Here is a 24,849-nt window from a genome sequence, read left to right as displayed (position 1 = left end):
AAAGGCGGGAGACAGGCTTTTTCCGGAGGGGCTTCGCCCCTCCGGGCCTCTCCATAGAGGCAGTCCCTTTGAAGGGCTATATCTCGAGTCTTTGCACCTGCCCATACGTGCTCGAAGCGGACAACAGTCCGCTTTGTAGGGGAGGTGCGGAGGGGCTTCCCCGAGGCTATCGCCCTCTAATAACCTCTAACGCGCAAATCCATACCGAACCAAGAACTCGTAACCCACCCCTTCCCCCTCTCGCTCCAACAGGAATCGCTCCACATATTTGCCCAAAACATCCACCTCCAGATTCACCTCATCGCCGATCTGGTAACGCCCCGCCAGGGTATGGGCCATCGTATGAGGGATCAGGGAAACCGTAAAGCCCTCGGCCCACCGCTCCACCACCGTCAGGCTGACCCCGTCCACGGCGATAAACCCCTTGGGGACGAGGTACCGTGTCACCGAGGACGGCGCGTGGAAGCGCACGAGGACCGCTTCCCCCTCCGGCACAAGAGCTACCACCCGACCAACGCCATCCACATGCCCCTGCACGAAATGCCCCCCAATGCGATCTCCCACGCACAGGCTGCGCTCCAGGTTGACGGGACTCCCCGGGCGCAGCGCCCCCAGGTTGGTGCGTCGTAAGGTCTCCGGCGTCAGATCCACAGCGAACCATCCCGGCTCCAGGATCGTGACCGTCAGGCAGACGCCGTTGATGGCGATGCTATCGCCCACCCGCGTCCCCTGCAACACCTGCCGGGCAGCCACCTCCAGCGTCGCCGACCTCCCACGCCGCCTCATGCGACGCACCGTCCCCATCTCCTCTACGATACCGCTAAACATCTACGCCTCCTGCCAGGACGGGTAGCCGGTGATGAGCAGATCAGAGCCAACTCGCTCCACCTGCACCCGCTCCAGGCGAAGAGCCTGGGAGATCCGCTCCACACCTAGATCGCCGACCGGCGTAGGCGCCTCCCGCCCGCCGATGATCATGGGGGCGATGAAGGCCGCCACTTTGTCGACCAGCCGATGAGCAAAGAAGGCCCCTATGACCGTCTCACCCCCCTCCACCAGCACGCTGGTGATCTCCTCCTGCCCCAACCGCTCCAACAGGTCCGGCAAGCTCACGCGTCCATTTCGTGAAGGCAAGACCGATACCCGGGCTCCTCGAGAGGCGAGAGCCCGATGCCGCTCCAGAGACATCGCCTCGGTCGTCGCCACCATAGTCCGGCCGGGCAAGGCCGGATCCAACACCCGAGCGATCAAAGGGATGCGCCCGCGGCTATCCAGGATCACCCGCAGGGGATGATGAACGTCGGCTCCGTCCAACCGCGTCGTCAGTTGTGGATTGTCCGCGATGACGGTGTTCACCCCCACCAGGATCGCATCAGCCTGATCACGGAACTGATGTCCTCGTCTCCTGGCCTCCGGTCCGGTAATCCAGCGCGAGTCACCCGTGCGCGTGGCGATCTTGCCATCCAGGCTCATGGCGAACTTAACGAGGACGAAAGGACGCCCCGTCGTGATCCAATGGATGAACACCTCGTTGAGAGCACGCGCCTCCGCCTCCAACTCGCCGACGAAGGTGCGAATGCCGGCCGCCTCCAACTCGGCGCGCCCCTGCCCGGCCACCCGGGGATTGGGGTCCAACATCGCCATATGCACCTCAGCCACCCCAGCGGCGATGATCGCCTGGGTGCAGGGGGGCGTCCGGCCGAAGTGACAGCACGGCTCCAGGGTAACGTAAAGCGTCGCCCCCCGAGCAGCCTCCCCAGCCTGTCGCAAAGCCATGATCTCGGCATGCGGCTCGCCTGCACGGGGATGAAACCCCTCTCCCACGACCCGGCCATTCCGGACCAGGACAGCCCCCACCATGGGGTTGGGACTGGTGCGTCCCCGGCCACGCTCAGCCAGGCGCAGGGCCCGGCGCATAAACCCATCATCCATTCCGTCGCCTATTCCGCACCTCCACGGTGGATGTCCTCCCCCCACCCGCCATTATCCGCCAGCGGGCCGATCGCCTGCCGCACCTGCCTCGCCAGAGCGGCGAACCGCTCTCCGTACATCATCTGCAGTGTGCGAGGCCGCCCGAGATCGACCGTGATCTCATGGGAGATATGCCCCGGTGGGCCCTGCATGACCAACACACGATCGGCCAGGAAGACAGCCTCCGCGATGCTGTGCGTCACCAGGATCACCGTCGGACGTCGTAGATCCCAGATGCGCAACAGCTCCAGGTTCATACGCTCTCGAGTGAGCGCGTCCAACGCCCCAAACGGCTCATCCAGCAGCAGCAGCGCCGGATTGTGGATCAACGCCCGCGCCAGGACCACCCGCTGCTGCATGCCGCCGGAGAGCTGATGCGGATACACCTGCTCGTACCCCTCCAGCCCGACCAGCCCGATCAACGCCCGGGCCCGAGCCACCGCCTCCTCCCGGGAGACGCCGGCGATCTCCAACGGCAGCATCACATTGCGCAGCACCGTGCGCCACGGCATGAGGTTGGTTCGCTGGAAGACGAAGCCGATGCGACGGCGAGGGGCGATCACCGGCTCTCCCCCCAACAGGACGCGCCCTCGCGTGGGGGGGATCAGCCCCCCCAGCACGCGCAAGAGCGTCGACTTGCCGCATCCCGATGCCCCGACGACGCACACGAACTCCCCCGCCCCCACCCGCAGGGAGACGTCGTCCAGCGCCAGCACACGCCCCTGGGCGCTATGAAAGACTTTGGTCACCCCCTCCGCCGACAACACGTGATCGTGCGGCGTCGTCGGGCGCACACCCTCGACCACAGCAGTTCGCTCACTCACGATCTACGGTGACTCCACAAACCGGTTGGTGAACAGGACGCTCGTGTCCACATCCACATCGATCAACCCCATCTCCCGCATGAACCGAGCCGCCTGTTCCCATCGCTCAGGATCCGTCCATCCCAACGGGGTCCCCTCAGGAGGGCGCCACTCCTCCAAAACGGTGTCGAAGATCGCCCGATTGACTTGCTCGTTCTCGCCGCCCGCCTCCGGCACGGCCTCAACGGAGATGGCGAACGCCTCATCGGGATGGGATAGCGTGTACTGAAGGCCTCGCAATGTCGCCCGCACCACCCGCTGAACCAAATCCGGCCGCTCGGCGATCGTCCTCTCATTGGTCACCAGGCCATTGGACGGCAGATCGACGTAATCCGACACCTGAATCACGCTGACCTCTCGCCCGGCCAGGCGTAATTGCACCGGCCCGTTGACGGCGTAATCGATCGCCGCATCCACCCGGCCCTGACTCACCGCCTCCGCCTGGGTAAAGCCGATGCTCTCCAGCGTCACCTTCGATTCGTCGATGCCGCCCGCGTAAACCAAGGCCTTCCACGCCACAAAGCTGGCCCCGAACAACCCTGGGATCCCCACCCGGCGTCCCTCCAACGCCTTCGGCGAGTCGATCCCCGCTTCCTTCAACGCGAATACGACCACTGGGAATTGGTTGTACCAGGTCATGACGTACACCACCGGCAACCCCTGCGCTCGCGCCAGGATCACCTCCTCCCCGCTGGCGACGGCGAAGTGCAACTCATCGGTCCCCACCAACTTGATGAAATCGGTCTCAAAACCGTGCCGGAATGTGACATCCAATCCCTCCTCCCGGAAGTAGCCCTTTGCCTGGGCCACGTAGAAGGGAGCGAACTGCACGCTGGGGATATATCCCAATCCGAGCGTCAGCTTCTCCAGAGGCGGAGGCGATGCGCCGACACCCGTCTCCGCCAGCTGAGGCGTCGACATCATCGGTGGGACACACCCGGCGAGGGTCAATAGCACCGCCATCCATAAAAGCAACCTACGAAAGGACATCCACAACCTCCTGATGTTTGGTCTCTCAGCCTATCCCATCGGCGCCCATCACTCCTCCTGCCGCCACCGCAGCAACCGTGCCTCCAGCAAGCTCACCGCCAGATACAAGGCCAGGGCGATCAGAACCAACGTGAACAGGGCGACGAAGAGCAATGGGGTGTCCAATATCCCCCGGGCCAGGTTCAACAGGAATCCCAGGCCCCGATCCGCTCCCACGAACTCGCCGACGACGGCGCCGATCACAGCCAGGGTCACGGAGACCTTCAGCCCCCCGAACAGAACGGGCAAGGCCGCCGGAACCTCCAACAGCACGAAGGTCTGCCAGCGCGTTGCCCGCAGTGACCGCATCAGCGCCACCAGATCCGGGTCAACGGACCGGATGCCGATGATCGTATTCACCAGCATGGGGAAGAAGACGGTCAGAGCACAGATCAACACCTTGGACAGCGCGCCAAAGCCAAACCAGATCAACACCAAAGGGGCGATGGTGACCACCGGAACCGCCTGTGAGGCGACGATATAAGGGGCGAGCAACCGCTCGAGGAAGGAGGACTTGGCCAGCCCATATCCGATGAGCAAGGCCAGCGGCACGCCGATGCCCAGACCGCCTGCGATCTCCAGCAACGTGATCTGGGCATGTCGCCACAGCGTGCCGTCTGAGGCCACGATCAGGAACTTGGCCCACACCCTGGCCGGCGAGGGCAGGATAAACGCCGGATACCCCCGCACCCGGACGATCAGGTCCCACACGACCAGGAAGACGATCAACACGACAGGAACCAGCAGCGTCTCCGCGTTGCGTATGATCCATCGCCGGAGATCCGGCCGCCCCGCCGCAGCGAGCCGTCGTCCCCACGTCTGTCTTCTCGTTCCTACAGCCACCGATCCCCTCCCCATCTTCAAGCCACAAAAAAAGCCCGGAAGCCATAAAGACCTCCGGGACTTGCGGACCAACCGCGCGTGATCACAAAGCGATCCGTCACCTTCTCCCATCCGGACTATACCGTCGGCTCCGGCCTCTCACCGGATCCACCGCTCACGCGGGTCGCGGGCTCGGCCTGATAGTCCAGGCCATACCGCCGGTCGGGAATTGCCCCGCCGAAACGAGGCTCACCCTGCCCCGAAGGTGCTTCTCTTTCCTCATTATGCGATTTGCGGGGATTATAACCACAAAAGGCGCCCCGGTCAAACGAGGCGGAGGAAACGGGGGGCTTGCTGTGAGTGCATTGTGAGTTGCCCCCATCAACATGAATTACAGCCCCGAGTGCATGGCCCTACATCGCTGCCTGGCAGATGGAGCCCCACCCTCCCAAGCCTCTCATCGCAATCGAAGGTCGCCATGATCGGGGCCTTCTCTTTCAAGCCCGATTACGGCGATGTACCCTCCTCCGATGAGAGGAGGCGCAGACGCAAATCCTCCAGAAAGACGTACACGCGATCCGGCGGCTGCGCGATCAACTCGCCGTGTTCGAAGGACTGGAATACCCCCTCAAAGGAGATCTCCTCGGAGGTGGCCCATCCCAAGCGCTCTCGGATATAGGGATACGTTCGCCATGCCTTTCCCAGACGTCGTTCCGGCTGCCGAAGCCCGGGAGGAGGGGTGAGGTTCGGATCAACAGGAGCGTCTCCCTCCTGCCATGTATCTTCCACCACCTCCCAGCCGCCATCATCGTAGCGCACGTAGATCAGGCGGCGATCTTCTCGCCAGATCATCTGCCCATACTCAAAGCGCTGAAAGACAGCCGAGGTGATCACAGCCCCCGTTGTCGGACATCCGATCTGCTCCGCCTGCTCGGGAACGGATAACCACTCCATAAAAGCGATATGCGGCGCAATGGGGCAGACGTTGACGGGGGTGGGCATCGGCGTAGGCGTGGGCGAAGGAGGCACCACCACGGGACGTGGCGTCGGCACCGGTGTGGGCGAAGGGGTTGGAGTCGGCTGGGGTGTGGCCGTCGGCGTCGATGTAGCCGTGGGCGTCGGCAAGGGGGTCGGCGTGGGGGGAGGAGTGAATCGGCGGGCGTACCCCATCGCCGCCACGGGCGAGGTCGCCGTCGGCGTCGGCGTCGAGCCCTCTCGACGCGCGCGGGAAACCGCCGCCCAACCGCCAACGACCAGTGCCGAGAGCATCAACAGCAGAACGCCAACCAAGGCAAGCCGGCGCACTCCTCGCCACCGCCCCTTTCGTTCCGCCCCCGCCGCCGCATCACCCGGCGGGCCCGCAGGCCAGGAAACAGGGGAGAGTCCCTGCCGGGAAGGTGGGGCTGGCAGGGATCGCAGGGCGGCCGCCATCTGCTCCCCGGTCTGGAACCGCTGGTCCGGATCCTTCGCCAGCGCCCGATCGACGATGGCAGCGATCTCCGGCGACACATCGGCGGGGAGCGGAGGCGGGGCCTCATACACGTGCGCGTAGAGGATATGAGGTGTCCCGCCGGTGAAGGGGGGGCGCCCGGCCAGGCAGTGATAGAGCACAGCTCCCAGGCTGTATAAGTCGCTACGCCCATCCAGGGCACGCTTCCCCGCCGCCTGCTCCGGTGACATGTACGCGGGCGTGCCCACAGTAAAGCCTGCCTGGGTCAGGTCAGGTGCATCCAGCGCCCGGGCGACCCCAAAATCGGTGAGATAAGCACACACGCCCGCGTCGGTGGCGCTGTCCTCTTCCCGGGCCAACAGGATGTTCGCCGGCTTCACATCTCGATGGATCACGCCTTGTCGGTGGGCATAGTCCAGCGCCTCGGCCACCTGCGCCACCAACCGTATCGCGTCCCCCTCATATAACCGTCCGGCTCGAGCCAGCACGTCGGCCAGCGTCTCGCCCTGGATCCACTTCATCGCGATGTAAACCAGCCCCTGGTCCTCGCCCACATCGTAGATGGGCACGATGCCAGGGTGATCCAACCGGGCAGCGGTTATGGCCTCCAGGCGGAATCGCTCCACAACGGAGGGAGGTAGAGAAGGATGGGGCAGCAACACCTTGAGGGCAACCGGGCGGTGGAGGGCCATGTCCCAGGCGACGTAAACCACAGCAACGCCGCCCACACCCAACGTCTTCTCGATCCGATAGCGGCCTACGGTGCGCCCGATCAGTTCATCTGCCCGCACGATGCCCCTCAAAGAGGCTGATTCCGGGATCGGCCACAGCCTGTAACACCACAGAGAGCCGCTTGGCACATGGCAACGATCCGGATACAATCTTAGAGCGTGTCTGAGAGTTTAACCGATAAGACGTCTGAGGGGCTCCCTCAGCTATCAGCTCCACAGGGGGAGGTGTGGAGGGGAGGTCCCCTCCACAGAAATCCCACTTTTCCGGCCTGCACCTGCCTTTCTCGGCCCCTTCCGCAGGGATCTAAGCCGAGGCGAGGCAGGTCGAAGGCGTAAGAAGGGCTTTTTCCGAAGGGGCGAAGTCCCTCCGGGCCTCCCCATAGCAGAAGCAACGGCATTTCTCAGACACACTCTTAATAGCAGCGATGGATTCTAACATAAGGCCAGGCTTTTGGCTAAGCTTCACCGACCAGCGGCCTGGGGGTGAAGATCATGAGCTTTACGGGACGAGGACGGCTGGTCGTCCTGAGCGGCCCTGACGCGGGCACAACCTACACGCTGGACCGGGAATGTACTCGAATCGGCCGGGCGCCCGATAACGACATCGTCCTGCAGGATCCATTCGCCTCACGGCGACACGCGGAGATCCTCTGGGAGGATGGGCGTTACCGGGTCCGTGATCTGGGCAGCAAGAATGGCGTCTTCCTGGATGGCCAGCGAGTGCAGGAGGCCTGGCTGGACGACGGCTGCGTACTGCAGCTGGCCGACATACAGCTCCGCTTCCACGATCCGGCGGCGACAAGAACCCAGGTCGCCGCCCCTGCATCTCCCCAACACGGCCTTTGGGTGGATCCGGAGCGGCGAGAGGTATGGGTGGATGGCCGCCTCCTGGATCCCCCCCTGTCCTGTCGCCCACCCAGTTCACCCTCCTCCTGCTCCTCTGGCGGGCCAAGGGCCGTGCGGTGAGCAAGGATGAGATCGCCCAGCAGGTATGGGCCCACACCGGCGGAGCCGTATGCGATGGCTCCATCGACCGCATGATCAGCCGGCTGCGCGCCCGCCTGGGGGACGAAGGACGACACCCTCGCTTCATCCACACCGTGCGCGGCTTCGGCTTCCGACTGGAGACGGAATAAACCCGTTTCCGCCCAAATCTCGTCCGAATTCGGTCCGATTTCGATCCGACCCTCCGAACCATGTGGTGCTACGATAGGAGTGGGTAAACGCCCACTTCCCCGAAGGAGGAGGACCGATGGACGAGGAGATGCTCGTGAGAGCCGCGCAACAAGGCAATGTGACGGCGTTCAACCCGCTCGTGGAAAAGTATCAGGATCAGGCATACCACGTGGCCTGGCGCATCGTGAGAGATCGCGAGGCCGCTGCCGATATCACGCAGGAGGCTTTCCTCAAAGCGTTCCGCCACCTACACACCTTCCACGGTGGCTCCTTCCGAGCGTGGTTGCTCCGCATCGTGACGAACGCCTGCTATGACCACCTGCGCCGGCAAAAGGTGCGCCAGGCGCTCTCGCTGGAGGAGATGGCGACCACGCTGGATGGTGACCTCTCACTGCCCACCCACACCGAGGGGCCGGAGCACGCGGTGATTCGCAAAGAGCTGGGCGAGCGCATCGCCCAGGCGATAGATCGGCTCCCCACCACGCTGCGCACAGTCCTGGTGCTCTCCGATGTGGAGGGGCTCTCCTATCCGGAGATCGCACAGGTGTTGAACATCCCGGTAGGCACGGTGAAATCCCGGCTGTCCCGCGCCCGGGCCGCCGTCAGGGACGCGTTGGTCGCCTCTCGCGTGCCTCAAGCCATGCCCTACGCACGGCGATATGCCCTCCGCCGCGGCACCGCGTGGATACCCGCGTGACGACGACGTCCTCATAGCAAGAGCAACGGCATTTCTCACACACGCTCTATGAGCGAGTTGATCCACTGCCTCTGACCTGCCCGGCCACAGCCCAGGCCCTGATGGCCGACCCCCATACCCGCCCTGCGAGCGGCGGTGGATGGCTGCCGCTCGATATCGCTGGTCCATCCTTCGCCTCGACCACGGATGAGCCATGCTCCTCTCCCTGCCCCTCATTTTCACCCCACAAAAGGCGCGCCACTCTGCGTATCAGGGTGTTTTCGCTTTATGCAAAGCTGTGGTAGAATGTCCATGTCAGCCCTACCATCTCAGCCCACAAAGCCCCAAGCCTCGCGCGGTGGCAAGTTCAGAGGAGAATCATCATGGAACAACAGGTCCAGGCCTTTTTGGACTACCTGATCGTCGAGAAGAACTATTCCGCGAACACCATCGCCGCCTACCGCAATGATCTGACCCAATTCCTCACCTACATCAGCAATTCCGGCCGCTTGCCCACCAACCCGGGATGGTCCGATGTAAACCAGGCTCACATCATCGATTACATCCTGCATCTCAAGGATCGAGAGTATGCCACGTCGACCGTGGCCCGAAAAGTCGCCGCCGTCAAGTCCTTCTTTCGATTCATCCAGCAAACCGGCGTGATCGCGGAAGATCCCACGGCCTCGATCGACTCTCCCAAGGTCAAGAAACAGCCTCCCAAGGCGCTATCCCGCCAACAGATCGAACATCTGCTGGCGGAATCAGCCAAGGATCGCAGCGCCAAAGGGCTACGGGATCGGGCGTTGATGGTCCTCCTGTACGCCACGGGGATGCGGGTCACCGAGTTGGTCTCGCTCGACCTGACGGATGTGAACCTGACGGTGGGCACCGTGCGATGCGCAAGCCGGGGAGATCAGGAGCGCGTGGTCCAATTAAACGCGATGGCCGTGCAGGCCCTGCGGGAATACCTGCACAACGGTCGTCCACGCCTCGGCGCGAGCAGCGAGGAGAGAGCGCTGTTCGTCAACCACCGGGGGAAGCGCCTCACCCGCCAAGGGCTCTGGCTCATCATCAAACGCTACGTGCGTGCGGCCGGCATCAGCGATGAGGTGACACCGCATACGCTGCGCCACTCCTTTGCGCTTCACATGCTCAATCAGGGCGCCGATATACGCGAGGTCCAGCAACTGCTGGGGCATGCCAGCCCCTCGACCACGCAGGCATATACCGCCCTTCTCCAAGAGCGACCCGACCATCCATCCTCTTGAGAGTCATACCCATTCAACCCACATCACACGGACAAGGATGCAAAAAGTGGAGCACACATTTACCGTCGAAGACTTCCAGACAGCCATTCAGGTGATCCGCTCTCGGACACGACACCAACCAGCAGTGGGGATCGTGTTGGGGTCCGGGCTCAGCAGCCTGGCCGATCACGTAGAAGACGCGCAAACCATCCCCTATCCGGAGATTCCGCATTTTCCGGTGTCCACTGTGGAAGGACATCGTGGGCAACTGGTCATCGGCCGGCTGGCAGGCCAGACCGTCATGGTCATGCAGGGGAGGGCTCATTACTACGAGGGCTACTCGCTCCAGCAGGTCACATTCCCCATACGCGTGATGCAGATCATGGGGATTCAGACGCTGATCGTGACCAACGCCGCTGGGGGCATCAACACCACGTTCCGGGCGGGTGATCTCATGTTGATCAAGGATCACCTGAACCTGATCGGGATGGCAGGGTTAAGCCCGTTGCGCGGCCCGAACGACCCATCGCTTGGCCCCCGTTTCCTGGATATGTCGCAAGCCTACAATCGGACGCTGAGAGAGCTCGCCCGTCAGGTCGCAGCCGACCTGGATATCGAATTGAAGGAGGGCGTCTACGCAGGGCTGGCCGGCCCCACGTTCGAGACCCCAGCCGACATCCGCTTCTTGCGCATGGTGGGCGCCGACGCCGTAGGGATGTCGACGGTCCCCGAGGTGATCGTGGCCCGGCATGGAGGCATGCGCGTTCTCGGTATTTCCGGTATCAGCAACATCGCCATCGACGATCCTGACGCCGAGGTGGGAGCCAGCCACGAGGAGGTCCTGGAGGCCGGGAAGACGATTACGCCTCGTCTCACCCGACTGATCATGGGCGTCCTATCGCGCCTAGACAGCCTGCCCACCTCATAAGGCCGCGGGCACGCACGCATCAGCACGGGATATCCCCGCGGAAGGCTCGGGACCAGCATGACCGTCTTACTCCAATTCATCGCCGACAACGCGTCCTGGGTATACGTCACATGTGCGTTCATCGCGCTCTGGTACCTGCGCGTGGTGATCCGGGCGCGCAGGGAGCGAAAACGAGCCGTCTTCGCCCTGGAGCGCGAGGCGGCGCTTCAACGCGTCTATAACGCGTTCGGGGTCGCCGTAGCGCTCCTGACCGTCATGGGCGTCACCTACTTCATCAGCAACGTGCTATTGGAGGCGGTCCAACCCTTCATGGAGGGAACCGCCTCCCCCACGCCGGCGATCGTCCTGCCCGCGCTGGATGCGCAAGAGCCCACGCCCACTCCATCGCCGACGCCAACCCAACCACCGCCGACGCCGCGCCCACGCCCGACGTTGCGCCCGCTGCCCCCTCCACCTGAGCCCACGGAACCGCCGGTGACGGCCCCTGACTGCCCCAATCCCCTGGCCCGTCTGGTCTCTCCGGGACAAAACCAGACGGTGAGCGGCGTGGTCCAGGTCGTAGGGACGGCGAACACACCCAACATGCAATACTACAAACTGGAGTTCCGACCGGCAGGAACTTCCATGGAGTTCGCCTACATCACCGGCCAAGACCGCCCCGCCGATGGCGTCCTGGGCATGTGGGATACCTCTCCCCTGCCTGACGGCGCCTACACATTGCGCCTGGTCGTGGTGGACAACACAGGCAACTACCCTCCACCATGTGAAGTCACGATCAACGTCGTGCATTGAGCCCATAGGGAAAAGGCCCAACACAGCCGAGAGGCTTCGCCGTTTCAACGATCCTGACCCGGCCGTTTGCCTCCCATCGGAACACTCACCCACACGTTGACGTCTAAGAGATGAACGTCAGGCAGACCTGACGTCGCGCCAACCTATACCCCAAGAGGAGGTCCCCATGTCACGCAGGAAAAGCCTGATCGCGATCCTGATCATCTCATTGCTAGGTGCCGCCCTGGGCGGACTGGCGTTCACCCAACCACAGACCACGCCCGCCAGCGGGGCCACCCGAACGATCACCGTGGTAGGCCATGGCAAAGTACGCGTGGAGCCGGACGTAGCGCGAGCACAGATCGGGGTGGAAGTGTTCGCCCCAACGGTCAAAGAGGCCACGGCCAAAAACCGAGAGCAGATGACGGCCATCCTGGAGGCGCTACAAAAGGCCGGGATCGAGGAGAAGGACATTCAGACATCCAACTACAGCATCAACTTTGAGCGAGAGCCCTACATGGCCGCTCCGATGATGCCCGGCAAGGAAACGCTCCCCATGGCCGAGCCACAGGGCCGCTACCGGGTATCCAACATGGTTCAGGTGACGATCCGGGACCTGGACACCGTCGCCGCCGTGCTGGATGCGGCGGTGGAGGCCGGCGCCAACACCATCTGGGGGGTGAGCTTCGACATCGAGGACGCCAGTGAGGCCGAATCAGAGGCCCGGGCGAAGGCTATGGAGAACGCACGAGACAAGGCGGCAGAGCTGGCGGAGCTGGCCGGCGTGGAGCTGGGAGAGGTGGTCAGCGTAAGCGAGGTCATCGGCTCTCCAGCCTTCCCGGTCATGGGCATCGCGGAAGCGGCTCGAGCGGCCTTTGGCGGCGCCGGACCCATCGCCCCCGGCGAACTGACCTTCCAGGCTCAGCTACAGGTGGTGTTCGCCATCAAATGACTTCTCCTTCCCTGAAAAGCACCCGCCCGCCGGTCCCACCCCGCGGGCGGGTGCGCCGCGTCTCGCCGCCGAGGGGCGGCGATGCCCGCGTCCAGGGCCCATGACCACCAGGGTAGTCCGCGCTCGATTTGCGCGAACCACCCGGGCAGGCTATGATATCGCGTGCGAATCAATCGACGCTCCCTTATCCCAGAGACCCATATTATGCTTCCAGCCCTACGGATCCGGCTGCTCGGCGCCCTGATCATCATCATGTCCGTCGCCGGGGCGTGGCCGCTCCCTGCGACAGCAGCCGGAGAGCCCAACTTATATCCGTTGAACACGCCCTATGGCGCCGTCGTCTCGCTGGCACAGCACCCGATCCAACCGAATGACATGTGGGCTATCGCCTCAGCTACGACCGCCGGTCGTTCGGTGACCGCGCTCTATCGGACTCAAGACGGTGGGGAAAGTTGGAAGCCGGCTGGCAATGATCTGAGCTGGCTCACCCTGATGACGATCGCCATATCCCCCACGGGAACCCTGTACCTGGGCACCAGCAACGGGCTATTTCGGCGCGCCGCCGGGGACCCGATCTGGATCCGAGTGCCGTTGGAGAACGCGATGGGCGACACGGAGCCGGGCTACTGGCCGGAGCGCGGCATGACCATCCGGCAGGTCCTTCTGCCCGCCACAGACCCCACCCGCATCTACGTGATCGCCGCGGAAAACCACAAATACGCCAAGCACTGGCTCTTCCGGAGCCGAGATGGAGGACAGACCTTCGAGCGCCTGCTGGTCCAGGAGTTCGACACCAACCCGGGCAGCGGGCTGGGGCGTGTACTGGTCGATCCCACCGACATCGATCGACTCTACGCGGCCACCCGAGGAGGGATCCTGATCAGCCAGGACGGGGGGAACACATGGATTCCGGGCGGCCTCGACCCCTCCCTCACCCAGGGAATGACCGTCCTTGCCCTGACCGCCGACGATCCCCCCACTCTGTTCGCCGCCCGCCTGATCCAAGATGATCGGGGCTTCCATCTGGCGCTGGCGCGTAGCCAGGATCGCGGGCGGAGCTGGTCGGAGGCCATCCTGCCCATCCCGGGCTCTCCGCCCCTCGATCTCATCGCCCTCCCGGATCATCGGCTCGTCCTCGCCACCCGGACGGGCGTCTTCCTGGGCTCGTGGGAGGATAACATCTGGGAGGCCATGGAGGGCGATCTGGGGGCGATGGGTGCCAACCAGCTCCTCCTGGACCAGAGGGAAAAGGGCACGCTATGGGCCGCTACTCCGCTCGGCGTCTATCGCTGGAACCAGGACCGGGCGATATGGGTGGCGCACAACCAGGGTCTGCCCCCCAACGGCTCGATCCGAGCGCTGTACAGCTTCCCCGATCGCCCGCAGACGTGGTTGGCCGCCATGGCCTGGGGAGGCGGTTACCTGGCTCCTCCGGCCCTTCTGCGCAGCGAGGATGGCGGCCGCAGCTGGCATGTGACGCGAGGGCTGGGAGAGACCAGGGTCAACGCCCTGGTCAGCCTCCCCGATCAGCCCGAGCGTGTCTATGCGGCGACATATGATGGCATTTGTCAGAGCCTGGACAACGGGCGTACCTGGACGAAATGCGCATTGCAGGATACAATCATCCGAGACATACAGGTGGACCCGCACGGCACGCTATACGCGGGGACCTATGGAGCCGGGCTCTACCGATCAGACGACGGAGGCGACACCTGGACACAGATCGGCTTTGCCGACGCAAGGATCGGCTCGATACTCATCCGCTCCGATGGCCTGTATGTCACCGCCCAGGACGGTGAGCCAGGACTGTATCGATCGACGGACGGCGGGGCAAGCTGGCAGAAGCTCCCATGGCCAGTCGCCTCCGGGGCGGACATGGCCCAACTCGTCGGGAATGATCAGCTGTTGATCGCCACTGTGGCTGAACAGGGGCTATGGATCAGCGAAGACGGGGGGCGGAGTTGGCGCCAGGCGCCGGGCCTCCCCACGGACGTCACGTTCGACGTGGTGTGGACGGACCCCCGATCGCCAGAGCGCATCCTCGCCGCCCGACAGGATGCCGGGCTGTGGATCAGCGAAGATGGAGGGCATACGTGGCTCTCCATCGGACACACATTGGGGGATAACAAGGTCACGGCCATCGCAGCCGACTATCGATCACCCGAGGATGTGGTCGTCGGCACATCCCATGCCGGGATATGGGCCAGCGGGCAGCCCGGAAGCGAGAGCCCCTCGCCAGAGGCGGTCGACGCCCGAATCGAGATCGTGTGGCCGCACGGCTGGGCCCCCGTCGCCGAGGCCACACGGGCGAATATGAGCCTGCGCCTGTTTTATCCCGATAGCCTGGAGCCCGTGCCGTGTGGATGGGAACCACGGGTGGAAATATGGGAGGCCCGGGACAGCGAGCCCGCCCGCTTTCTGGCGCAGGCCCGGCGGCGACCTATCGGGGATGCCCTCAGCACCATGTGGGATCTCAACGACATGGATGTCAGCTATGCCCAGCGGCCGGACGCCAAGCTGTACTATCTGGTGCGTGTGCCCGATGCGATCACACGCACCAGCATGTGGGCCCATGCCGCCGACCCGCGAACCTATTATCCCCAGCCCACATGGCCCAGCGCCGTGGCGACCGCCATGCCGGAAAAGGAGATCGATGCCCGGATTCTGGTGGTCTGGCCCCACGATACCCGGGGGCGACCTCGTTCCGTCGAGGAGGCGGATCTGGCCAATGTACGTGTCGGGCTCTACCTGCCGGGCACCTTCACCTCCATCCCCCCTGAGCGGGACCTGGTCGTGAGGCTGATCGGCGCCCTGGATAACGGGATCGGTCGGACCGTCGGCATCGGACACATGCGCATCGCCACAAACGGGTTCTCCTACCCGGTCTGGGATTTCGACAATATCGACGTAAGCGCCGCCCGGGATGGCCGCTCTCGCTGGGCCTTCTGGGTGGAGGTGGATGGATACGTTACCCGCTCGAATGTGTGGGTGCACGGCGTAGACGCCCGCACCCGGTTTCCCATCATGGATCAACCGATCGTAGGCTGCCGGCCATAGGCGGCCCCGGCAGATACCAGGACAGGAGTCGAGTCTGTGAACGAGCTTCAAGAGAGCACGAAGAGCAAAACCAACCGGACCCTTATCGCCATTCTGGGCACCGCCTTCATCGCCCTATGTTGTTGCTGTCTGGCGCTCCTCACCGCCGGCGGTCTGATCTACTTGATCGACCGCTCCGACAGCCCGTCCTCCGCTCCGTGGCCCATGCCATCCGAGCCGGAGTTTCGGGTCACCGAGCCGGCGCCTCTCCCCACCCTCCCGCAACAACCCACGCCCACTCCGGTCCCCACGGCGCCTCGGCCGACGAGCGAGACGGAACGTCAGCTTGAGGAGGTGGTCATACCGACCAGAGACCTGCGGGATCTGGCGCAACGGCTGCGCCCCGGGGTAGGCGAGATCCCACCGACCGTGAACCCCACCCCGCCCACTTACCAGGTGGGGGACCGGGAGACCTTCTGGGTCGGCGACACGGACACCGACGAGCACTTTCAGATCGAAGCAGAGCTCCGCTACATCACCCCCCACGTGTACATGTGGGTGGAGGTCGGAGCCAAAGTCGATCAAGAGGACCTGGAACGCTCGGCCAACCGCTTCGAGAACGAGATCTACCCGACCAACCGGGAGTTCTTCGGCACGGAGTGGACGCCGGGCGTGGACAACGACCCGCACCTGACCATCCTGCATGCCCGCCGATTGGGCGATCACATCGCCGGATACTATTCCTCGGCCGACGAGGTCTCCCGCCTGGCCCAGCCGTACTCCAACGAACGCGAGATGTTCTACATCAACCTCGACAACGTTCGTCCCGGAACGGAGTTCTACGACAGTGTGCTGGCCCACGAATTTCAGCACATGATCCACTGGTACAACGATCGCAACGAGGAGACCTGGGTCAACGAGGGGTTCTCCGAGCTGGCCGCCGTGTTGAACGGGTTCAACATCGGCCGGGCGGATCAACTCTTCACCGAGCTGCCCGATACCCAGCTCAACACATGGACCGACGACCCGGGCGGCAACGGGCCGCATTACGGCGGCTCCTTCCTGTTCATGGCCTACTTCCTGGAACGGTTTGGCGAGGAGCTGACCAAGGCCGTGGTCGCCTCCCCGGCCAATGGCGTCGCCGGCTTCAACGAGGCGCTGGCAGCAGCCGGCCGCTCCGAGCGCTTCGAGGACATCTTCGCCGACTGGCTGATCGCCAATTTCCTGAACAACCCGGATATCGCCGACGGCCGCTATGGATATAAGCTCTACCGCCCACAGACGGTGGCCATCGACCGACGTCACCGATCTTATCCCGTAGAGCGAGAGAGCGAGGTTCATCAGTACGCGGCCGATTATATCCTCCTCCAGGGACGGGGAGACGTCGTGGTGCGCTTCCAGGGCGCGTCGACGGTGCGCCTGGCCGATATGGAGGCCCACAGCGGACGCTTCACCTGGTGGGCGAATCGGGCGGATGACAGCGACACCCGGCTCACCCGAGAGTTCGACCTGTCCGGGGTGGATCAGGCGACGCTGAAGATGTGGATGTGGTACGACCTGGAGGACAAGTACGACTTTGCGTACGTGGAGGTCTCCACAGACGGCGGCAAGACGTGGACGATCCTGAAGGGCAAGTACACCACGGACGAGAACCCCACCGGCAACTCCTTCGGACACGGTTACACGGGGAAGAGCGGAGGCGGGGACACTCCCAAATGGGTGCTGGAGGAGATCGATCTCACCCCATACACGGGTCAGAAGGTGCTGGTGCGCCTGGAGTACATCACCGATGACGCGGTCAACTATCCCGGCCTCTTCATCGACGATGTGTCCATTCCCGAGATCGGGTACAGCGCGGACTTCGAGACGGACGACGGCGGCTGGGTCAGCGAGGGCTGGATCCGCACGGACAATCTGCTCTATCAGCGCTGGCTGATCCAGATCATCGAGGGGGGACGCCGCGGCGTGGAAGTGCGACGCATGGAGATCGGCCCGGACGGGACGGGAGCCGTCGCCATCGACGGGCTCGGGCGCAACGGCAAGTCGGCCGTGCTGGTCATCAGCGCCATGGCGCCCGTCACCACAGAGGTCGCCCCATACCGGTACACCATCGAACCACGATAAACAGGGGCAGGCGTGACTCCGGGATACGCACTGTTCCTGCTGGGCTCTCTGGGGCTGCTGGCGCTGGTCATCTTCGGCGCGCTGCGCACCGCCCGGCTCCTCCGGCAATGGCGCCCTGACCGCAACCTGCTCCTGCTGCCTGCGGAGAACTTGCTGCGTGGCGTCCTGTTGATCGTGGCCTTGGCCCTGGGAGCGTTCAGCGGGTTGCCGTATGAGCGCCTGGGATGGGCTCCGAATGCCCCCCTGAACGATCTCGTGTGGGGAGTGTGCGTCGGCGGGGTCTTGGCCCTCGCCATCTACTGGGGCACCCAATGGGTGATCCAACGCTGGGGCAACCGCCTGTACGACGCATTCATCATGCGGAACATCACCCCCCGCACCCCGGGCGAATGGCCGGCAGTGCTGTTGGCCCTCTTCCTGGCCGTGGCCACCGAGGAGATCCTCTTCCGGTCACTGCTCCTGGGAGGATTATCCCCACCGCTCCCCTTCTGGCCGCTGGCGATCGTCCTGGCCCTCTGCTTTGGCGTCGTCCACCTGCCACAGGGGAAACTGGCCGTGATCGTCACCACGCTGGCCGGGCTGCTCTTCGCGTGGCTTTTCCGGGCTCGAGGCAGCCTGCTGGCCCCGCTGACGGCACACTATGTGGCCAACGGGTTACAGCTCTGGTTGTCCTACCGACGACGGCCATCCCCAGGATAATGAAAAGGGCCGGCACGAAAGCCAGCCCCACGGATCTCTCAGACTTCGACCTGCCCAACCTCAGCCCAGATCCCTGCGGAAAGGGCCGGGACCGGTTAAATTCTCAGATACGCTCTAAGCGGCCGAGCGCACCGGGCGCTCCATCCCCAGGGACAACGGCTCCACACGCACCCGGTCTGCCCCCACCAGCTCCTCCAACGCCCGGATCAACTCCGGACAGTGGCGGGTGGTATCGTTAGGGAAGGAGAGCCGATACCGCCCCTCACGTCCCTCCACCTCGATGAAGAACCGATCCGTGCCAGGATGATCCCGCAGGCACTGCACCACCCGATGCAACCGGCGCTTATCCTCCTCCAGATCCTGAGTCCGCTGCAGGGTGATGTAGATGGCCTTGGGAGCATCCTGTGCGGGCGGCGACGTGGGTTCCACCGCATGCAGCCAGGCGGGCGGCTCCTCCAACCAGGGCATAGGCCCCTCCTCGTCCGGCGGGGCGTCGATGAACGCGTCCGCAGGCGACCACATCCCGTTGCCGTTCCCCTCGCGAGCCATGTGAGTGACGCCGCGAGGCGCCACATCGCCCGTCCCTTCCTCTTCCTCCGACACCGGACGCGCCCGCTCGATGTAGTTCGTGATCTCATCGGCGATCACGTTGGTCTTGGTGTCCCGCACCTCCACCCGGCCCCGCACCAGGATCAGCCTGTCCTCCACCAACAGATCCTGGGCTTCCTCATACACCCGGGGGAACACCACCACCTCACACGAGCCGTGCAGGTCCTCGAGCTGCACGAACGCCATGGGATCGCCCTTTTTGGTGGTGATGCGCCGCACATCCGCACACATCCCGGCCAGCACCACCCGCTGTCCGTTCAGTTCCTCGCCGACCTGCCCACAGAAAGCCGTGATCACATCGCTGAGATCAACCGTCAGCTGCTGCAACGGATGGGCGGAGACGTACACGCCCACCAACTCCTTCTCCCAATTCAGCAGATCTCGTCGGCTGACCTCCTCGACCTCCGGGAGAGGGTACAGCACCGAGGCGTCGCTGAACCCGGCCTCCCCCAGATCAAATAGGGTCAGCTGCCCCACGTCTCGGGCCTGATGCGCCTGAACGCTCACGCCGATCATGCGGTCGATCACGGCCAAAAGCTGAGAGCGCTTGCCGAAGCAGTTCAAAGCCCCCGCCTTGATCAGGCTCTCCAAGGCCCGGCGGTTCACCTGCCGCAGATCGACTCGCTGGCAGAAGTCATCCAGCGAGGTGAACGGGCCACCGGCCCGGCGCGCCTCCAGAATGACCTGCACGGGGCCCTCGCCCACATTCTTGATCGCCCCCAGGCCAAAGCGGATGGCGGGATTCGGCCGCCCCTGGTCATCCACCCGATCCTCGATGACGAAGTCCAGATCGCTATGGTTCACATCGGGCGGCAGCACCTCGATACCCATGCGACGACATTCAGCCACCAGGAAGCCGATCTTGTCCGTGTTATGCCGCTCAACGGTGAGCAGAGCGGTCATGTACTCCACCGGATAATGGGCCTTCAGATAGGCCGTCTGACAGGTGATGACCGCATAATCAGCCGCGTGGGCCTTGTTGAACCCGTACCGGGCGAAGTATTCGATATCGTCGTAGATGCCTTCTGCGACGTCCTGGGGAATGCCGCGCTCGACGGCGCCCTTGACGAACTTCTCCCGGTGCTCCAGGATCTTCGCCTTGATCTTCTTGCCCACGGCCTTGCGGATCATGTCCGCCTCGCCCGGGCTGTACCCTGCCAGCTCCGAGGCGATCCGGATGATCTGCTCCTGATACACGATGATGCCATACGTCTCCGCCAGAATCGGCTCCAGCTTCGGATGCCGATACGTCACCTCTTCCTCGCCATGCATACGGCGGATGTACGTATCGATGTACTCCATGGGCCCCGGGCGATACAGGGAGATAGTGGCCACGATATGCTCAAACTTCTTGGGCTGCATGGACATGAGCACCCGACGCATGCCCGCACCTTCCACCTGGAAGATCCCGGCCACCTCCCCCCGTGCCAGCAGCTTGTAAGCCTCCTCGTCCTCCACGGGGATATTGGTCAGATCGAACTCCACGCCATGCCGTTCCTTGATGAGCTCACACGCCTTGCGCATGATGGTCAGCGTCGAAAGCCCCAGGAAATCCACCTTGAGCAGCCCCATGGACTCACAGATGCCCATATCCCACTGGGTCACGACGCCGATGCCTCCCTCGTCGTCTCCCTTGGTGGGACGATGCAGCGGGCAATACTCCACCAACGGCCGATCCGAGATGATCACTCCCGCCGCATGGGTGGAGGCATGGCGGGCCACCCCCTCCAACTGCATCGCCGTGTCCAGGAGCTCACGCAGATAGTCGACCTCCTCATAGATCTGCCGGAGGTCCGGCACCTGCTCCAGCGCCTCCTTGATGGTGATCGGCTTGCCGGGGATGGAGGGGATGAGCTTGGCGACGTTATCCACCTCTGGCAACGGGATATCCAGCGCCCGGCCGACATCCCGCACCGCCGCACGGGCCCCCATGGTCCCGAAGGTGATGATCTGGGCGACGTTCTCCTGGCCGTACTTCTGCACGGTGTACTCCAGCATCTCTGCCCGGCGATCGTCCGGGAAGTCCAGGTCGATATCCGGCATGGAAACACGGCCAGGGTTCAGGAAGCGCTCGAAGATCAGATTGTGCGCCAGCGGATCCAGGTTGGTGATGCCGATGGCATACGCCACAATGGACCCGGCACCCGAGCCTCGGACATTCCACCAGATCCCTCGCTCCCGGGCGGCCCGGCACAGGTCCCACACGATGAGGAAGTAGGTATCAAATCCCATCTGGTGGATGATCTTCAGCTCGTGTTCCTTGCGGGCCTGCACCTCCGGGTCATCCGCCCGCTCCCCATAGCGACGGCGGATCCCCTCCTCCACCAGATGACGAAGATAACTTTCGGCCGTGAACCCCTCCGGGACATCGAAGATCGGCAGGTGATAGCCTTTGGGGTCCAGATCCACCTCACACATCTCGGCGATGAGCCGGGTGTTCTTCAGTGCCTCCGGCACATGCCGGAAGATCTGCGCCATCTCCTCCGCCGAGCGCAGGTAGTAGCTGTTGTCGCTCATGCGCATGCGCTCCTGGTCGTTGACCAGAGAGCCCGTCTGGATGCAGAGGAGGACATCATGCGCCTGCCACTGGTCGGCATACACGTAATGCACGTCGTTCGTGGCCACCAGCTTGAGATCGAATTTGCGGCTGAACTCCAACAGCTTGCCGTTCAACTCGTGCAGCCACGGGATATCATGGTCCTGCAGCTCCAGGAAGAAGCGGTCCGGGCCGAACACATCCCGGTACCAGGAGAGCCTTCGGATCGCCTCCTCCTCCCGCCCCTCCTCCAGCAGCCGGGGGATCTCGCCGGCGGCACAACCGGACGTGCAGATCAGCCCCTCCGAATGCTCCGCCAGGAACTCCCGATCGATACGGGGCTTATAGTAGAATCCCCTGAGCTGAGCCGCCGAACAGATCTTGAGCAGATTCTGATAACCCGTCTGGTTCTGGGCCAACAGCAGCAGATGGTAGCGCTTGCTGTCGATCTGCGGATCACGATCCTCCATGCGCCGCTCGGCCAGATACGCCTCCACGCCGATCAGCGGCCGGATACCGGCGCCCTTACAGGCGCGATAGAACTGGATCGTCGCATACATGGTGCCGTGATCGGTCAGAGCCAGGGCCGGCATGTCCAGCTCTTTGGCCCGCTGCACCAACTCCGGGATTCGACTCAGCCCATCCAGAAGGGAGAACTCGCTGTGCACGTGGAGATGAACGAAGTCAGAAGCCATCAGCCGCTCCATGTCACGATATCGTCACAGATCTACAGGGACAATCCCGCACGTGGTTTCCGGTGTGAGCGCTCTTCCCTTTACGGACGGCGTAACGCGATGCCATCCGACGGAGAAGGGCCCATAGCAGACAAGAGATACAGAACAGGCGTTCGCTCGCCCGTCACCACGATTATACCACAGCCCATTCTGGCCTCCCAAGCCGGACGATAAAAGAAGCAGGATTTTTAAGATACAAACGGATCGGACGCTCCGTTTGAGGGATCAAAAAGTGAGCAAACGTTTGCACAACCGGGACAATTCTGGTAAAATAGACGTACAAATCGCATGACTCCGATGCGATCGCGTTTTACCACCCGTATCCACAGCATCATCTTGAAGGGTAGCGCAACCTGATTCACGTGATGTGAGAGGGGCGTATTCACGCCTAAAGAGGATCAAGTCTTCACGCCAACCATTCACGTATGTGCTACCTCTTGAAGCGATAGCCGAGACACATCGGGTGATTCGCTTCCCGAGTTATCCAAAACCATCCCATAACTGAATGAACCGGTCCCCCAATCACGGAGGGTCCCCATGGACATCGTGATGGATGAACATCACACGATGAAGGGGGGTGATACCGCAAAAGAAAGCCAGGGCTCACCGGGCTTACACGCGCCCGTGGCGATCACATCCTAATCCGTTGTGAGCCACGGAAAGCATTTCGGCCATTCCATGCAGAAGGAAAAGGAGGTGATTCATCATGTCCAAGCGCACATGGTTGTGGCTCACGGTCGCGCTGGTTGTTACCCTGAGCCTCGTGACGGCCTGTGCCACGCCCACCCCGGAAGTCGTGGAGAAGGTGGTCAAAGAGACGGTCGTGGTCACCAAGGTCGTCGAGAAGGTGGTAGAGAAGCCAGTGGAGGTCGTGGTTACTCCGACCCCTGCCGTCCGCCCTGGAGACATCGTGATCAAGGCCATGGGCTACGGTGGCCCGTCTGACATCACGCGAGTGACCAATCTGCAGGAGGCGGCCGGCCGCCTGAACAAGAAGTTCAAGGCGGAGGGGAAGGATGAGCGGATCATCCTCGAGGTCTCCGAGTTCGAGACGGCCGGGGATATGGATGGATTCCGCCAGCGGTTCGTCCTGGCCTCCCAGGCTGGAACGGCGCCCTGCATCCGGGCCTCCGCATACACCGAGATCCCGGAGTGGGCGGAAGCTGGCTACATCATCCCGGTTGACGAGTACATCGAGCAGTACCCGGACGTCTTCGGGGACACCTTCGAGGCCCTCTGGAAGGCCGTGACGTGGAAGGGCAAGCGATACGGCGTGCTCCAGGACACGGAGGTTCGGGTCGTATTCTATCGCAAGGACAAGCTCAAAGAGCTGGGCTGGAGCGATGAGGAGATCGAGGCCCTGCCGCAGAAGGTCATGGACGGCGAGTTCACGCTGGACGACCTGATCGCCGTAGCCAAGGAGTCGGTGGACAAGGGCGTCACCAAGTGGGGCATCTACCACCGGCCCAGCAAGGGGAACACGTTCCTCCATCCATATCTGGCATACGGCGGCATCCTCCAGGATCCGGACACCGGGAAGCTGGTGCTGGACGAGTCGGCAGCGCTGGGCAACCTGGAGTTCCATTACAACATCGCCCAGGTGGCCAAGGTCACCCCGCCCGAGATCACCAGCTACGGCTGGCGTGACGGCATCCATCCGGCAGTCGTCAAGGGCGAGACCCTCTTCTGGTTCGGCGGCACCTGGCACTGGGCCGAGTACCAGCGTGTGGACTACGGCCAGGGCAAGTGGACCTCCGAGGATATGAAGAAGATCTTCGGGGTCATGCTCTATCCGGCGGCCGAGAAGGGCGGCAAGCCCGTCACCAGCTCGAACCCCTACGTCTACATGATCTCCTCGTCCTGCCAGTACCCCGACGTCGCCTTCCAGGTGATCGCCGAGGCGTCCAGCCCCGACCTGGTGGTCAAGCACGCGCTGGAGAGCGGGCATCTGGCCTGGCGCAAGGCGGCCCTCGAGGTCGAGGCGTACAAAGCGGATGAGTTCACCAGCAGCGTCACGCCGTACCTGGAGTACACCAGCTTCATGCCCGCGCATCCGCAGTGGAATGACTACCTGACGATCTGGTACAACACGATCCAGGGTGTGGAGCTGGGCGAGCTCACGCCGGAAGAGGCGTTGGAGTTCCTGAAGAGCGAGCTGCAGGCCGCCCTGGGCGACGAGCTGATCATCGTAGAATAGGCCAGCCGTGTTGACGGATATCTCTCGCGCCTGTTCCCCCGCAGCCCAGTTCCCCGATCCGGGGGAACAGGCGCATCTTGTCCTCAGCAGATCTCATTCGCTCCATCGACAATCCATCCCGTTATCATGTGACCCGAGCACGCGAGGGGAATTTGTGCGTGAGATCGCCACCTCTCCTCTAACAGGGTCCATGTCACCACTCCGTGCCGTGCCACTCAGGATCACATCCTGGGCGATCCCCTCCCAATCCGCTTACCGGCTCACGGGAGACGCGGGGAGACACAAGGAGGCATAGATT

The 24,849-nt window shown here is 63.4% G+C and carries 17 protein-coding genes and 1 riboswitch; of the genes, 10 read left to right on the top strand and 7 right to left on the bottom strand.

Translation table 11 applies throughout. The features are described 5' to 3' along the window. Window positions 1-186: 186 nt before the first annotated feature. The 6 genes from GXP39_05820 to GXP39_05795 all read right to left on the bottom strand — a co-directional run bounded on the left by GXP39_05820 (window position 187) and on the right by GXP39_05795 (window position 6,926). On the bottom strand, window positions 187-828 hold the full coding sequence (locus GXP39_05820) for a riboflavin synthase (protein ID NOZ27557.1): 642 nt from the start codon (window positions 826-828) through the stop codon (window positions 187-189). Next, window positions 829-1,932, bottom strand: coding sequence for a bifunctional diaminohydroxyphosphoribosylaminopyrimidine deaminase/5-amino-6-(5-phosphoribosylamino)uracil reductase RibD (gene ribD, locus GXP39_05815; GenBank protein NOZ27556.1), 1,104 nt, complete (start codon window positions 1,930-1,932; stop codon window positions 829-831). A gap of 8 nt (window positions 1,933-1,940) precedes the next feature. After that, window positions 1,941-2,765 carry an ABC transporter ATP-binding protein gene (locus GXP39_05810; protein NOZ27555.1) on the bottom strand — a complete coding sequence of 275 codons (825 nt, stop codon included), beginning with the start codon at window positions 2,763-2,765 and terminating at the stop codon, window positions 1,941-1,943. A 33-nt stretch (window positions 2,766-2,798) separates the two neighbouring features. Beyond that, a complete protein-coding gene (locus GXP39_05805) occupies window positions 2,799-3,824 on the bottom strand; it encodes an ABC transporter substrate-binding protein (protein ID NOZ27554.1) in 1,026 nt (341 codons plus the stop codon). 48 nt (window positions 3,825-3,872) lie between these two features. Beyond that, on the bottom strand, window positions 3,873-4,721 hold the full coding sequence (locus GXP39_05800; GenBank protein ID NOZ27553.1) for an ABC transporter permease: 849 nt from the start codon (window positions 4,719-4,721) through the stop codon (window positions 3,873-3,875). A gap of 80 nt (window positions 4,722-4,801) precedes the next feature. Then, window positions 4,802-4,956, bottom strand: a riboswitch (FMN riboswitch). A 236-nt stretch (window positions 4,957-5,192) separates the two neighbouring features. Further along, window positions 5,193-6,926: a serine/threonine protein kinase gene (locus GXP39_05795; GenBank protein NOZ27552.1), complete on the bottom strand. Its 1,734-nt coding sequence runs from the start codon at window positions 6,924-6,926 to the stop codon at window positions 5,193-5,195. Window positions 6,927-7,358: 432 nt separating this feature from the next. On the opposite strand from GXP39_05795, the gene GXP39_05790 reads away from it, so the two are divergent. The 9 genes from GXP39_05790 (at window position 7,359) to GXP39_05750 (ending at window position 18,475) form a co-directional block, all read left to right on the top strand. Next, window positions 7,359-7,832, top strand: a complete 474-nt coding sequence (locus GXP39_05790) for an FHA domain-containing protein (protein ID NOZ27551.1) — start codon at window positions 7,359-7,361, stop codon at window positions 7,830-7,832. Next, window positions 7,736-8,002, top strand: a complete 267-nt coding sequence (locus tag GXP39_05785; GenBank protein NOZ27550.1) for a winged helix-turn-helix domain-containing protein — start codon at window positions 7,736-7,738, stop codon at window positions 8,000-8,002. Before GXP39_05790 ends, GXP39_05785 begins: the two co-directional genes overlap by 97 nt. 116 nt (window positions 8,003-8,118) lie before the next feature. After that, window positions 8,119-8,739, top strand: a complete 621-nt coding sequence (locus tag GXP39_05780) for a sigma-70 family RNA polymerase sigma factor (protein NOZ27549.1) — start codon at window positions 8,119-8,121, stop codon at window positions 8,737-8,739. Between the two features lie 362 nt (window positions 8,740-9,101). Continuing rightward, entirely contained in the window at window positions 9,102-9,986 is an 885-nt protein-coding gene (locus GXP39_05775) for a tyrosine recombinase (protein ID NOZ27548.1), read from the top strand. Between the two features lie 37 nt (window positions 9,987-10,023). Then, entirely contained in the window at window positions 10,024-10,893 is an 870-nt protein-coding gene (locus GXP39_05770; protein NOZ27547.1) for a purine-nucleoside phosphorylase, read from the top strand. A 958-nt stretch (window positions 10,894-11,851) separates the two neighbouring features. Then, complete coding sequence (locus GXP39_05765) at window positions 11,852-12,616, top strand: SIMPL domain-containing protein (GenBank protein ID NOZ27546.1); 765 nt, start codon at window positions 11,852-11,854, stop codon at window positions 12,614-12,616. A gap of 204 nt (window positions 12,617-12,820) precedes the next feature. Continuing rightward, window positions 12,821-15,673, top strand: a complete 2,853-nt coding sequence (locus GXP39_05760; protein NOZ27545.1) for a hypothetical protein — start codon at window positions 12,821-12,823, stop codon at window positions 15,671-15,673. A 36-nt stretch (window positions 15,674-15,709) separates the two neighbouring features. Then, window positions 15,710-17,776, top strand: coding sequence for a hypothetical protein (locus tag GXP39_05755; GenBank protein NOZ27544.1), 2,067 nt, complete (start codon window positions 15,710-15,712; stop codon window positions 17,774-17,776). 12 nt (window positions 17,777-17,788) lie between these two features. After that, complete coding sequence (locus GXP39_05750) at window positions 17,789-18,475, top strand: CPBP family intramembrane metalloprotease (protein NOZ27543.1); 687 nt, start codon at window positions 17,789-17,791, stop codon at window positions 18,473-18,475. A 114-nt stretch (window positions 18,476-18,589) separates the two neighbouring features. Here the strand turns inward: GXP39_05750 and GXP39_05745 are convergent, their stop codons facing one another. After that, a complete protein-coding gene (locus tag GXP39_05745) occupies window positions 18,590-22,315 on the bottom strand; it encodes a DNA polymerase III subunit alpha (GenBank protein ID NOZ27542.1) in 3,726 nt (1,241 codons plus the stop codon). A gap of 745 nt (window positions 22,316-23,060) precedes the next feature. On the opposite strand from GXP39_05745, the gene GXP39_05740 reads away from it, so the two are divergent. Further along, window positions 23,061-24,551, top strand: coding sequence for an extracellular solute-binding protein (locus GXP39_05740; GenBank protein NOZ27541.1), 1,491 nt, complete (start codon window positions 23,061-23,063; stop codon window positions 24,549-24,551). The last annotated feature ends 298 nt before the right edge of the window (window positions 24,552-24,849 follow it).

The organism is Chloroflexota bacterium, assembly GCA_013152435.1.
Classification (GTDB): Bacteria; Chloroflexota; Anaerolineae; order DUEN01; family DUEN01; genus DUEN01.
The sequence above is the reverse complement of the archived record's forward strand: the minus strand, read 5'-3'. Positions and strand labels throughout refer to the sequence as shown.